Annotated in this window: 10 protein-coding genes and 1 pseudogene; 6 read left to right on the top strand and 5 right to left on the bottom strand. The window is 71.6% G+C overall.

The genetic code is table 11. The features are described from left to right. Positions 1-137: 137 nt before the first annotated feature. The 3 genes from E1295_RS44235 to E1295_RS44225 are packed head-to-tail and all read right to left on the bottom strand — an operon-like array spanning position 138 to position 4051. On the bottom strand, positions 138-1109 hold the full coding sequence (locus E1295_RS44235) for a tyrosine-type recombinase/integrase (protein WP_132640749.1): 972 nt from the start codon (positions 1107-1109) through the stop codon (positions 138-140). 50 nt (positions 1110-1159) lie between these two features. Next, entirely contained in the window at positions 1160-2815 is a 1656-nt protein-coding gene (locus E1295_RS44230) for an acetolactate synthase large subunit (RefSeq protein WP_132640747.1), read from the bottom strand. A gap of 57 nt (positions 2816-2872) precedes the next feature. Further along, positions 2873-4051, bottom strand: coding sequence for a cysteine desulfurase-like protein (locus tag E1295_RS44225; protein ID WP_132640745.1), 1179 nt, complete (start codon positions 4049-4051; stop codon positions 2873-2875). A gap of 113 nt (positions 4052-4164) precedes the next feature. On the opposite strand from E1295_RS44225, the gene E1295_RS44220 reads away from it, so the two are divergent. Further along, positions 4165-5595 carry a WS/DGAT/MGAT family O-acyltransferase gene (locus E1295_RS44220; RefSeq protein WP_132640743.1) on the top strand — a complete coding sequence of 477 codons (1431 nt, stop codon included), beginning with the start codon at positions 4165-4167 and terminating at the stop codon, positions 5593-5595. A gap of 16 nt (positions 5596-5611) precedes the next feature. Then, on the top strand, positions 5612-6724 hold the full coding sequence (locus E1295_RS44215; protein WP_132640741.1) for a winged helix DNA-binding domain-containing protein: 1113 nt from the start codon (positions 5612-5614) through the stop codon (positions 6722-6724). 189 nt (positions 6725-6913) lie between these two features. Here E1295_RS44215 and E1295_RS44210 read toward each other — a convergent pair whose 3' ends face one another. Both E1295_RS44210 and E1295_RS44205 read right to left on the bottom strand, forming a co-directional pair. Next, positions 6914-7414: a GNAT family N-acetyltransferase gene (locus E1295_RS44210; protein ID WP_132640739.1), complete on the bottom strand. Its 501-nt coding sequence runs from the start codon at positions 7412-7414 to the stop codon at positions 6914-6916. Positions 7415-7573: 159 nt separating this feature from the next. After that, positions 7574-8290, bottom strand: coding sequence for a TetR/AcrR family transcriptional regulator (locus E1295_RS44205; RefSeq protein WP_132640737.1), 717 nt, complete (start codon positions 8288-8290; stop codon positions 7574-7576). A 188-nt stretch (positions 8291-8478) separates the two neighbouring features. Between E1295_RS44205 and E1295_RS44200 the strand changes: the two are divergent. The 4 genes and pseudogenes from E1295_RS44200 to E1295_RS44185 all read left to right on the top strand — a co-directional run. Continuing rightward, positions 8479-9393 (top strand): annotated as a pseudogene (locus tag E1295_RS44200) (RNA polymerase sigma factor); the annotation flags it as partial. Between the two features lie 111 nt (positions 9394-9504). Then, a complete protein-coding gene (locus tag E1295_RS44195; RefSeq protein ID WP_132640733.1) occupies positions 9505-10275 on the top strand; it encodes a class I SAM-dependent methyltransferase in 771 nt (256 codons plus the stop codon). A gap of 61 nt (positions 10276-10336) precedes the next feature. After that, positions 10337-11281 carry an adenosine deaminase gene (gene add, locus E1295_RS44190; protein ID WP_132640731.1) on the top strand — a complete coding sequence of 315 codons (945 nt, stop codon included), beginning with the start codon at positions 10337-10339 and terminating at the stop codon, positions 11279-11281. Then, positions 11278-12184: TIGR02569 family protein (locus E1295_RS44185; protein WP_220449202.1), on the top strand; the 907-nt coding region annotated here is incomplete at its 3' end. The genes add and E1295_RS44185, both read left to right, overlap by 4 nt.

Genomic DNA, 12184 nt, shown 5'->3' with positions numbered 1-12184 from the left:
AAGGCCGGCAGTCGTTCTACTCCCTGACCCGGCCCGAGCTGATGGACCTGCTGGCCTCGGCCGAGCAACTGCTGGCAGCCACCGGCCACGCGGTCACGCCCGCCCCCGCCCCCGGCCCCGGCCGCGCGGACCGCCGGTCAGCCGAGGGGGCGCGCGGCGGGCAGGCGCAGGCGGTCGACGGCGTCGCGGCGGGTCTTCTCCGGGCGGCGGTCGTAGCGGGCCGTCGTGGCGGGGGAGGAGTGGCCCACCAGCGCCTGGGCCGTCGCCAGGTCCACCCCGGCGTCCAGCAACTCGCCGATGAACGTACGGCGGAAATCGTGGGCCGTGCGCCGGGACGCGCCCGCCTGCCCGAAGCGGCGGGTCAGGATGTCGGCGATGCCCTGCCCGGTCAGCCGCGCCGGCCGGCCGTCGCGCCGCCGCAGGGTGCCGTACTTGCTGATCGGGCTGAACAGCGCGCCGGGAGCGGTGCCGCGGATCGCGAGCCACCGCTCCACCAGCCCGATCGCCTCCGCCGTCAGATAGACCAGCCGCTCCTTGTCGCGTTTGCCGCGCACCCGCAGCGACCGGGCGCCGGGATCGTAGTCGGCCAGGGCCAGACCGGACAGCTCCGCCCGGCGGCAGCCCGTGGAGTAGAGGACGGCGATCAGCGCCGCGTCGCGCACCCCGGCGGGGGAGTCGTCGCAGGCCGACAGGGCCGCCCCGACCACCTCGGGCGGCACGTGGTGGCCCGTGGGCAGGCGGCTCTGGCGTACGGGGGCGAGGTCGGAGGCGCGGGCGAAGTCCTCGGCGCTGGTCTGCCCGAGCCGCCAGGCCTCCTTCAGCACCCGCCGCAACGCCACCAGGTGCTTGTTGACGTACGCGGCCGACCAGCCCTGGTCGGTCAGCATCGTGCGGATGCGGACGGTGTGCTCGTAACGCAGCAGATGCCACGGCTGGCCCGCGCCCGTGGCGCTGTCGTCGCCGGTCAGCAGCCGGGCCAGCCGGTCGAGGCAGCCGCGCATGGTGCGGCGCGACTCGGGGCTGGTGAGCGAGTCGAGGTAGACGTGGTAGGGGTCGCGCGCCGGCTCGACCGGCGGCGCGGCGGTTTCGGACACGGCGGGCAGGCTCACCAGGCTGATCTTACGGTCCCGCGGCCCCTCGCAGGGGGCGTCGCGGAGCCTCAGAAGGGGCCGGTGAGCTCACCCAGCCTGCCGGTCAGCTGCAGGTTGGCCGCGTAGTCGACGGGCACCGCGATCACCGACACGACGTCGTCGGCCAGCGCCTTGCGCAGCGTGGGCAGCAGCTCGCCGGCGCTGGTCACGCGGTAGCCGCGGGCTCCGAAGCTCTCGGCGTAGGCGACGAAGTCGGGGTTGCCGAACGCGACGTGCGCGTTGCGCCCGAGCTCCAGGTCCATCTTCCACTCGATCAGCCCGTAGGCGTCGTCCACCCACACCAGCACCACGAACGGGATCCGCTCGCGTACGGCGGTCTCCAGCTCCTGGGAGTTCATCAGGAACGCCCCGTCGCCGGTCGCCGCCAGCACCCTGCGCTCCGGACGGGCCAGCTTGGCCGCCAGCGCGCCCGGCACCGCGAAGCCCATGGACGACAGCCCGTTGGAGACCAGCATCGTGTTGGGCTCGTAGGTCGGGTACATGCGGGCCATCCACATCTTCACCGCGCCGGTGTCGGCCAGCACGATGTCGTCGCGGCCCATGGCCTCGCGGACGTCGGCCACGACCCGGCGCGGGGACAGCGGGAACCCGCTCTCGGAACGCCCCTGCGCCAGCTCCTCGGCGAGCATGCGGCGGATCTTCTGGCCGGTGCCGTTCATCTCGAACCTGCGCCGTACCGCGTCGCCGAGCGCGTCCAGCGAGCGCGAGACGTCGCCGTGCACCCCGACCGCCACGGGGTAGTGGTCGTCCACCTCGGCCGGGAACCGATGGATGTGGATGATCTTCTTGTCGCGCAATGGGTTGATCTTGACGGGGTCGAACTCCTGCAGCTCGTATCCGACGCTGATCAGCACGTCGGCCTCGTCGAAGCCGAAGTTCACGTAGTCGTGGCGCATGAACCCCACCGCGCCCAGCGCGTGCCGGTGGTCGTCGGGGAAGACTCCCTTGCCGTTGAACGTGGTGGCCACCGGCAGCCCGAGCCGTTCGGAGAAGCGCACCAGCGCCTGCGAGGCGGCCGCCCTGCTCGCGCCGTGGCCGGCCAGCACGATGGGCCTGCGGGCGCCCTCGAGCACCTCGGCGGCGCGGGCGATCTGCGAGGCCGAAGGGTCCTGCGGGCGTACGACGTTGACCGGGAGCGGCGCGAGCCCTTCGGGGATCGGCGCCGACTCGACGTCCTCGGGGATCGCCAGGTAGACGGCGCCGGGCCGTTCGGTCTGCGCGGTCTTGAACGCCTTGCGGATCATCTCCGGCAGCGCCTGCGGCGACGGCACCAGCTCCGCCCACTTGGTGATCGGCCTGAACAGCGAGACCAGGTCGACGACCTGGTGCGACTCCTTGTAGATGCGGTCGAGGCCCACCTGGGCGGTGATCGCCACCACCGGGGTGCTGTTGGTGGTGGCGTCGGCCACGCCGAGCTGCAGGTTGATCGCGCCGGGGCCGAGCGTGGCCGACGCCACGCCGGGCCTGCCGGTCAGCCTGCCGTAGATCTCCGCCATGAACGCCGCGCCCTGCTCGTGACGTACGAGGACGTAACGGATGGACGAGTCGTGGAGGGCGTCGACGAAGTGGATGTTCTCCTCACCGGGGATGCCGAAGACGTATTCGACGCCCTCCGCCTCCAGAGCCTGAACGATCAGCCGGGCGGCGACGGCCTGCCGGGACATGGGAAACGCCTCTTTCCATCGAAGACTGCGTCTCTCACAGCACGGACGGGCTCCGGTTCATTCCAGCCTGGCCACCCCTTCGAGCAGCCGGTCGACGTCGGAGCGGTCGTTGTAGTGCACCAGGCCCGCCCGCACCGCGCCGCCCGAGTCGCGGATGCCGAGCACGCCGGTCAGCTCCCAGGCGTAGTTGTGGCCGTTCCAGACGTTCACGCCCAGCTTGGCCAAGTGCTCGGCCACCTGGCGCGGGGTGTGCCCGGCCACGTTGAAGTAGGCGGTGGCGGTGCGCCTGGCTGGCTTGCCGTACACGGTGACGTGCGGCATCGTCTCCAGTCCCTCGATCAGCACCTGGAACAGGGCCAGCTCGTGCTCCTCCGCCGCGGTCATCGAGGTGAGCAGGCGCTCGCGGCGGCTGCCCGTGCCGGGGACCATGGAGGCCAGGTGGTCCACGGCCGCCGTCACCCCGTCCAGGTCGGCGAACGCGGCCGTGCCCGTCTCGAACCGGTCCGGCACCGTGTCGGGCGCGGAGGCCAGCTTGTCCGGCCTGATGCCCTCCAGCAGCGCCGGGTCGGCCACCACGGCGCCGACGTGCGGGCCCGACCACTTGTACGCGCTGGTGGCGTAGAAGTCGGCGCCCATCGCACGCATGTCCACGGGACCGTGCGGGGTCGCGTGCACACCGTCCACGTACGTCAGCGCGCCCGCCCGGTGCGCCAGCTCCGCGATGGCGGCCACGTCGGGGCGGGTGCCGAGGATGTTGCTGGCGGCCGTCACCGCCACGACCTTGGTGCGCTCGCCGATCAGGCTCTCGTACTGCTCGACCGGCAGCTCCCCGGTGACCGGGTCCACCTCGGCCCAGCGTACGGTGGCGCCGGTCTGGACCCAGGGGCGCACGTTGGCGTCGTGGTCGAGCCTGGACAGCACGACCTCGTCGCCGGGGCCGGCGACGGCCCTGGCCAGGCGGTAGGTGAGCGTGGTCATGTTGGGGCCGAGGACGACGCCGTCCGGGTGGCCGCCGACCAGGTCGGCCAGGGCGGCGCGGCAGGCGGCGACGATGGCGTCGGAGCGATGGCTGGCGGGGAAGGCGCCGCCGACGTTGCCGATCCCGGTCCGGTATGCGGTGGAGATGGCGTCGATCACCGATTGAGGCGTTTGCGTGCCTGCGGCTCCGTCAAGATAGGCGTAGCCGTCGGAGAGTGCGGGATAGGTGGCGCGTACCGTATTGATAGGGAAAGGCATGGTATGTAGATGCTCATCCTCGGAGACCTCAATCGTGCCACGTCGGCGCGTCAGCACCTCATTGCTCTATCATGCGAAGAACGCGCCGACGTGCGGGGGCGGAGGTGTGACGAATGCCCCAGCTGACCGCCCTGGACGCGCAGTTCCTGCACTTCGAGACGGCCACCAACGTCGCCAACATCGCGGGACTTGCCATCCTCGACGGCGACCTGCACCGCGCTGACCTGCAGGCCCTTCTCGAACAGCGGCTCCCGTACGTGCCCGCGCTGCGCCGCAAGCTGGCACCGGTGCCGTTCGGGCTCGACCATCCGTACTGGATGCAGGAGGACGATCTCGACCTCGACTACCACGTGCGCGAGATCGGCCTGCCGCCTCCCGGCGACGAGCGGCAGCTGGCCGAGCAGGTCTCGCGGCTGCACGCCCGCCGGCTCGACCGGCGCCGGCCGCTGTGGGAGATCTACCTCGTCCACGGGCTGTCCGGCGGCCGCATGGGGCTCTACACCAAGATCCATCACGCTGCCGTGGACGGCGTGGGCGGCGCCGACGTGCTGGCCGCGCTGCTCGACACCGGCCCCCGGCCCGCGCCGCCGCCCGAGGCCGAGCCCGAACGCGACTCCCCGCCTCCCGGGCAGGCGGAGATGCTGGCGCGCGGCCTGGCCAGGCTGGCCGGCAACCCCGCCCACGCCGTGCGGTTCGCGTCCATGGCCGTCCCCTACCTGGACGAGATCCCCGTCGTGTCCTCCCTGCCCGGCGCCCGGTTCGTCTCCGGGCTGGCCCGTACCCTGGCAGGCGCCCGGCAGGTCCCCGACCTGCCGACGTTGCCCGCGCCCAGGACCCCCTTCAGCGGTCCCGTGTCGGAGCACCGGCGCTTCGCGTACGTGTCGCTGCCGCTGGACGAGCTCAAGCGGGTGCGCAAGGCGTTCGGCGTCACCGTCAACGACGTGGTCATGACCGTGTGCGCGGGAGCGCTGCGCAGGTGGCTGGCCGCGCACGGAGGCGTCCCCGCCCAGCCCCTGGTGGCCGGGGTGCCGTTCTCGCTGCGGGACGCGGGCGCCGAGGGGCCTGGCAACCAGGTGACGATCATGACGGCGCCGCTGGCCGTGCACGTCGCCGACCCCGCCGAGCGGCTGCAGCACGTACGGCAGGCCATGCGGCGGCTCAAGGACCGCTTCTCCCCGGCGTCCGCCCGGTGGCTGCGCGAGTTCAGCGAGTCGATGCCCGCCGCGCTCATGGGCCTGGCCTCACGCTCGGCGTTCGCGCTGCTCGGGCAGGCCGCACCGCCCATCAACCTGATCGTCTCCAACGTGCCGGGCCCCCAGTTCCCCCTGTACGTGTGCGGAGCTCGGCTGCTGCACCACTATCCGGTGTCGGTCATCTCCGACGTGAGCGGCGGCGTCAACATCACCGCCTTCTCCTACGACGGCTCACTCGACATCGGCGTCATCACCGACCGCGCGATGGTGCCCGACGCCTGGGAACTCGCCGGACACCTGCGCGACGCCCTCAGCGAGCTGCGCAACGCGGAAGCAAACGTGCCGCAATAGCTCATACGGTCGGCTCATGATCCTGAACCGCCGGGTGCTCAACCGCACCACGCTCGACCGCCAGCTCCTGCTCCGCCGGGCCGCCCTGTCACCGGCCGAGGCCATCGAACGGCTCGTCGCGGTGCAGGCGCAGGAGATCGACGCGCCGTACCTCGGGTTGTGGACGCGCCTGGCCGCCTTCACCCAGGACGACCTGTCCTCCCTTCTGTACGGCAGGCAGGTGGTGCGGGGATCGCTGCTGCGCGGCACCCAGCACCTGGCGCTGGCCGGCGACTACACGTGGATCCGCCCCCTCACCCAGGTGATCCTCACGCGGGCCAGACAGGCATCCTTCGGGCGCGCGACCCAGGGAGTGGATCTGGACGAACTGGCGCAGCTCACCCGCGAGCACCTGGCCGGGCGCACGCTCACCCGTCCCCAGCTCCGCGACCTGCTGCTGCGGCGCTGGCCCGAGGCCGACCCGCCGGCCCTGGGCTGGTCGGCGCAGGCGATGGTGCCGATCGTGCACACGCCGCCCAACGGGATCTGGGGGCGGCGCGGCGCCACGCCGTTCAGGCTGGCCGAGGAGTGGCTGGGCCGGCCGCTGGAGACGGCGCCGCCCGTGGAGCGGCTGGTGGCGCGCTACCTGGCGGCGTACGGGCCGGCGAGCGTACGGGACGTGCAGCGGTGGTCGGGGCTGACGCGGCTGCAGGAGGTCGTGGAGGCGATGCCGTCGCTGCGGACCTACCAGGACACCGACGGCCGCGTCCTCTACGACCTTCCCGACGCCCCGCTCGCGGCGGAGGACGTGCCCGCGCCCGTACGGTTCCTGCCCTGGTTCGACAACCTCATCGTCGCCTTCGACGACCGCCGCCGCATGATGACTGCCGGGCAGCAGAAGGCCGTGTGCGTGGGCGCCGTCGTCCACCCCACCTTCCTCGTCGGCGGGACCGTGGGCGGTATGTGGGACCTCAGGAACGGCGTACTGACGATCGAGCCCTTCCACCCGCTGCCCGACGACGTGAGGGGAGAGCTCGCGGGCGAGGCGGCTCGTCTGATGGCGTTCGCCGGCGCCGTACAGGGGAGCATCACCTGGCTTCCGCCCGGCGACCGCAAACCCGTCGGCCCGCCGGGATCGGCCATGGCGTGATCCGCCTGGCCCGAACGCATGGAGACGAGGAGGGGTGGTGCGCCTAGGACCGTCCGCGTGGCCGGCGATCTCGGGCAGGGCGACGACATCGATGCGATCACCGAGCTGATGTCCGGCAGAGGATGATCCGGCCGTCCACGCGAGCGCACTCGCGTGGACGGCCGGCTTACGTGAGCGCGTGGGTTCCGGTCAGGCGGTGGTGAAGGAGATCCACACGTCCGGGGGAGCGTCGGGCCGGGCCGGGACGTGCCGGCGTTCCTCGGTCCACGCGTCGCCGGCGAAGTGGGTGGCGACGCTCCGCCAGAACGCGACGGCCGCCGTGTTGGCGTCCTGGAAGGCGATCTGCCAAGGGCCGGGGTGCCGCGAGATCACCTCGCGTACGACGGTCGTCCCGATGCCGGAACGGCGCGCGCCGCGTACCACGAAGAAGCTGTTCAGCACCCGGGCGGGGCCGGACAGCGCGCGCACCAGAGCGAACCCGAGCGGATGGTCGCCGCTGGTGAACAGGTAGGCCGCCCAGTCGTCGTCCTCGACGGCCGAGCGCAGCCGTCCGCTGTGGTAGGTGGCGTCGGGGCTGGGCAGCCCGCCCTGGAACTCCGCCATGTCGTGGCGGAACATCAGCCAGAGCCGTTCGAGGGCGGGATGGTCGGCGGCGCTCACGGGCCGCACGGTCGCATGAAGATCAGTCATACAAGCAGCTTCCGGCCGGGAGCAACCTCCGGCCGGGAAGGTAAAGCTAGCATGCGCGGCCCGGTCCGAGTACGCCCGCCCGACGTCTTCTCCGCCCGGCGCCGCCTGCACGGCCGCGTACGGCATGGGCGCGTGACGTACGACCACCGGGCCGCACGCTCAGCGGACGGCGTAGCCGCCGATCGCGGGTTCGAGGAGGTCGAAGACGTGCCGTGCGGTCCGGGTGAGCGCCGCGGCGACCGCGTCCTCGTCCTGCCCGGCCAGCACGCGGCTCTGCAGTTCGCGGAAGAGTAGCCGGTCGGCCGCCGCGAGCTGCGCCGCGACCGCCTGCGCGACGACCACACGACCTTCGGCGTCGTCCTCGGACGGGCGTTCCCCGGACTCGGCCGGGTGTTCCCCGGGCTCCGAGTGTTCCCGGGACTCGGCCGGGCGTTCCCCGGATTCGGCGGCGAGCAGCCTGGCGAGGGCCTCTTCGCGCTGGTCGTGCAGGTCGCGCAGCCGGGCGACGAGGGTCGCGCTGTCGGTGATCATCCGGGCGAAGTCGCGCCCGGTGAAGCCGATGACGGGGTCACGCTGCTCCAGCGCGTGCGCATATGCTCGACGTACCGCGCCCAGCGCCGACTCCCCAGGTGGGCGCCGGGCGACCGCCTCCGCCAGGCCCGCCGCGAACGCCTCGTGGTGGTCCAGGGCTAGATCCTCTTTACGGGGGAAGTAATTCGTGACGGTCATCTTGGCCACCCTGGCGGCGCCGGCGATGTCGGCGATCGTCGTGCGGTCGAAGCCACGTTGCAGGAACAGTTGGGTAGCGTGGTCAGAGATGGCCTGCCTGGTCTCGCGCTTCTTCTGTTCCCTCAAACCCAAGGTGTCGATGCTCATAGACCCAGTCTTCCACAGATTTTTAGGTTGGACCCAGATTTAGGTTGACCCAAAGGAGGGGTGGACCTAATGTTGGGCGCGACCTAAGTTTGGGTTCGTCGTCCATCCTGCCCAACGCGAGCGAGGAGAGTGTTTTGTCCCAAGCAGCAGAGGTTGTCGAGCTGGACGAAGGCGTCCCTGACGGTGGCGCCGCCGTCGGCGCCGACTCGGTCAAGACCTACCTGAAGGAGATCGGGCGGGTGCCACTGCTCACCGCCGAGCAGGAGATCGAGCTGGCCAAGCGGATCGAGGCCGGGCTGTTCGCCAGAGAGCGGCTCGACACCGAGCCGGGCCTTCCCGCCGAACTCCGCGCCGACCTGGAGTGGATCGCCGACGACGGCATGCGGGCCAAGCAGCGCATGCTGGAGGCCAACCTGCGGCTGGTCGTGTCCATCGCCAAGCGCTACACCGGCCGCGGCATGCTCTTCCTCGACCTGATCCAGGAGGGCAACCTCGGCCTGATCCGCACGATCGAGAAGTTCGACTACCGGCTCGGCTACAAGTTCTCCACCTACGCCACGTGGTGGATCAAGCAGGCGATCACGCGCGCCATGGCCGACCAGGCCCGCACGATCCGCATCCCGGTGCACATGGTGGAGCTCATCAACAAGGTGGCACGGGTGCAGCGGCGCCTGCAGAGCGACCTCGGCCGCGAGCCCACGCCCGAGGAGATCGCCAAGGAGAGCGAGCTCGAGGTGAGCCGCGTCATCGAGGTCCAGGGCTACGGCCGCGAGCCCATCTCGCTGCACACGCCGCTGGGCGAGGAGGGCGACAGCGAGTTCGGCGACCTCATCGAGGACACCGAGGCCGTCTCCCCGGCCGACGCGGTGTCGTTCACCCTGCTCCAGCAGCAGTTGCACGCCCTGCTCGACCAGCTCAGCGAGCGCGAGGCGGGCGTGATCAGCATGCGCTACGGCCTGACCGACGGCAAGCCCCGCACGCTCGACGAGATCGGCCGCGTCTACGGCGTGACCAGGGAGCGCATCCGGCAGATCGAGGCCAAGACGATGTCGAAGCTGCGCCATCCGTCCCGCTCGCTGGCGCTGCGCGACTACCTGAGCTGACCGTCTCACCTGGCGCATGAGAGCCGCGGAGAGAAAGGGTACGCAAACGGGAACTCAAGACTGTCGCCACAGCCCCTTGCTTGTCGCTGTGAGTGACCTAGATTCCCAGGCGTGAAACGCTCCCGTTCGAGCCTCGTCCACCAAGTGACGTACGCGTTCAAGAACCCGCGCAAGATCCTGCCCCACCTGAGGCGGCTCGCCCGCGACACCTGGTTCAGGCTGCGTACCCGCGACCACGTCGCCTACTACCGTGCCGTCATGAAGTCCGACACCGCCCGAGACCCCGAGGGCGCGGTCGGCTCCCACACACATCGACGGTGGCTGGCGCTGGGCCGTATGCAGTTCGACTACCTCGTCGAGCACGGGCTGAAGCCTGAGTGCCGGATGCTGGAGATCGGCTGCGGCAACCTCAGGGCCGGTCACCTGTTCATCGGCTACCTGCACACCGGCAACTACTACGGCATCGACATCTCGCCCGACATCCTCATGGCGGCCCAGGACACCATCGCCGAGCACGGGCTGGGCGACAAGCTGCCGCACCTGACCCCCGTACGCGACCTGCGCTTCGCGTTCCTGCCCGACGAGCACTTCGACGTCGTCCACGCGCACAGCGTCTTCTCCCACTCGCCGCTCCACGTGATCGAGGAGTGCTTCGCCCACGTCGGGCGGGTCATGAAACCCGGCGGATGGTTCGACTTCACCTTCGACCGCACCGAGGGCAAGGAGCACCAGGTGCTGCGGGAGGATTTCTACTACCGCACCGAGACCCTGATCGCGCTGGCCTCCAAGTACGGCCTGCAGGCGAGGTTCATGGACGACTGGGAACGCCTGCCGCACAAGCAGTCGAAGATCCGCGTCACCCGGCGGGCCGGCGCCCTCTGACCGGCCGCACGGCCGGAAAACGGCCTGCGTGCGAAGGACACCATCCCCTAGCGTGTGGCGCGTGAGAGACGTCCGTACGCTGCCCAAGGCCCACCTGCACGTGCACCTGGAAAGCACCGTGCGCCCGCAGACCGTCCGCGACCTGGGCGGCACGCCCGGGGACGGACGCGTGTTCCGCGACTTCAGGCAGTTCGCCGACCAGCGCGCGCAGGTGCGCGAGCTGCTGCGCACGGCCGAGCACTTCCGGCGCGTCGCGGTGGAGTTCTGCGAGGACGAAGCCGCGCAGGGCACCCGCTACGCCGAGGTGACCTTCACCGCGGCCTCCCACGGGGAGCGGGTGGGAGAGCTGGAGATGCCGCTGGAGGCGGTGCTCGACGGGCTGCGGGAGGGACGCGACCGTTACGGCGTCGAGTGCAGGGTGCTGCTCGACCACTCCAGGCGACGGCCGGTGGAGCGGCTGTGGCGCACGTACGAACTGGCCACCCGCTACGACGACGTGATCGGCATGGGGCTGGCGGGCGACGAGCGGCACCCGCTGGCGCCGTTCGCCGAGGTGCTCGACGCGGCCAGGGACGCGGGGCTCCGCCTCGTCCACCACGCGGGCGAGGCGGCCGGCGCGGCCAGCATCCGCGAAGCCCTCGACGTGGGGCACGCCGAACGCCTCGGGCACGGCATCCGGGTCCTCGACGACGAGAGCCTCGTGGCCGAGGTGCGCGAACGCGGGATCCCGCTGGAGGTCTGCCCCACCTCCAACGTCCTGCTGGGGCTCGTCCCGTCGCTGTCCGAACATCCGCTGCCACGCCTGCGGGCGGCGGGGCTGGCCGTCACGATCAACACCGACGGGGAGGCGGCGCTGGCCGGCGAGTACGCCGGGCTGCGCGACACCTTCGGCTGCACCGACGACGACCTCGCCGACCTGGCACGCGCCTCGATCGACGCGTCCTTCGCCCCCGACCCGGTCAAGGCCGAGCTCAAGGCCGGCGTCCACGCCTGGGCCACCCCGTGACCGGCCGCCGGGACCTGTCCCCCGAGGCGAGGCCGAGCGGTTCCGCCGGCGACCCGAAGCCGGACGGCCCTCCCGAAACCGGGCGGCCTCCCGAAGAGGTCCTCGACGCGTACGGCGCCGAGGGGCCGCCGGTCTGGCTGGGCGGCGCCTGGCGGGTCGGTGACCTGGTCGTCAAGCAGGTGGAGTTCCTGCCGGAGACGTTGTGGCGGGCCGAGGTGCTGTCCGCGCTGCCCGGCGCGCCGGCGTTCCGCGTGGCACGTCCCGTGCGGGCGCGGGACGGCGCATGGACGGCGTGCGGATGGGAGGCGGCCCGGCTCGTCCCGGGCGAGCCGGACGTGAGCAGGCAGGACGACGTACTGAGGGCGGGCGCCGCCTTCCACGAGGCGATCGCTCACCTGCCCAGGCCCGCGTTCCTGGACGTCCGTGACGATCCATGGTCCTACGGTGACCGCGTGGCGTGGGAGGAGCTTCCCGGCCCGTCCGGAGGGGCCGGACTGCTCGAACCGCTCGTACGGGCCCGGCGCCCGGTGGATCTTCCGTCCCAGGCGGTTCACGGGGATCTGCCCGGCAACGTGCTGTTCGCCGGCGGCCTGCCACCGGCGATCATCGACTGGCCGGTCTACTGGCGTCCGCCGTCCTGGGCGGCGGCGGTCGCGGTCGTGGACGCGCTGTGCTGGTACGGCGCCTCGCCCAAGCTGGCCGAACGGTGGGCACATCTTCCCGAATGGGGACAAATGCTGATACGTGCGCTCGTCTACCGGATCGTCACTCACGAGGCGCTGGCCGGCCCCGCGGCGTGGACGCCGGAGCACCTGTCCGCCTACCGGCCGGTCATCGACCTCGCCCTGACCCACGCCCGCACTGTCACCGGACGACCCCCCGCCCCGAGCCCCGCCCGGGGGC

Source organism: Nonomuraea mesophila (assembly GCF_004352805.1).
GTDB lineage: Bacteria > Actinomycetota > Actinomycetes > Streptosporangiales > Streptosporangiaceae > Nonomuraea > Nonomuraea longispora.
This window is presented reverse-complemented; position numbering and strand designations above follow the sequence as displayed.

Excerpts from the sequence above, each read along its gene's own strand:
- E1295_RS44215 (WP_132640741.1), top strand. The coding sequence starts at position 5,612 with ATGATCCTGAACCGCCGGGTGCTCAACCGCACCACGCTCGACCGCCAG.
- E1295_RS44220 (WP_132640743.1), top strand. The coding sequence starts at position 4,165 with ATGCCCCAGCTGACCGCCCTGGACGCGCAGTTCCTGCACTTCGAGACG.
- E1295_RS44205 (WP_132640737.1), bottom strand. The coding sequence starts at position 8,290 with ATGAGCATCGACACCTTGGGTTTGAGGGAACAGAAGAAGCGCGAGACC.
- E1295_RS44225 (WP_132640745.1), bottom strand. The coding sequence starts at position 4,051 with ATGCCTTTCCCTATCAATACGGTACGCGCCACCTATCCCGCACTCTCC.
- E1295_RS44210 (WP_132640739.1), bottom strand. The coding sequence starts at position 7,414 with ATGACTGATCTTCATGCGACCGTGCGGCCCGTGAGCGCCGCCGACCAT.
- E1295_RS44230 (WP_132640747.1), bottom strand. The coding sequence starts at position 2,815 with ATGTCCCGGCAGGCCGTCGCCGCCCGGCTGATCGTTCAGGCTCTGGAG.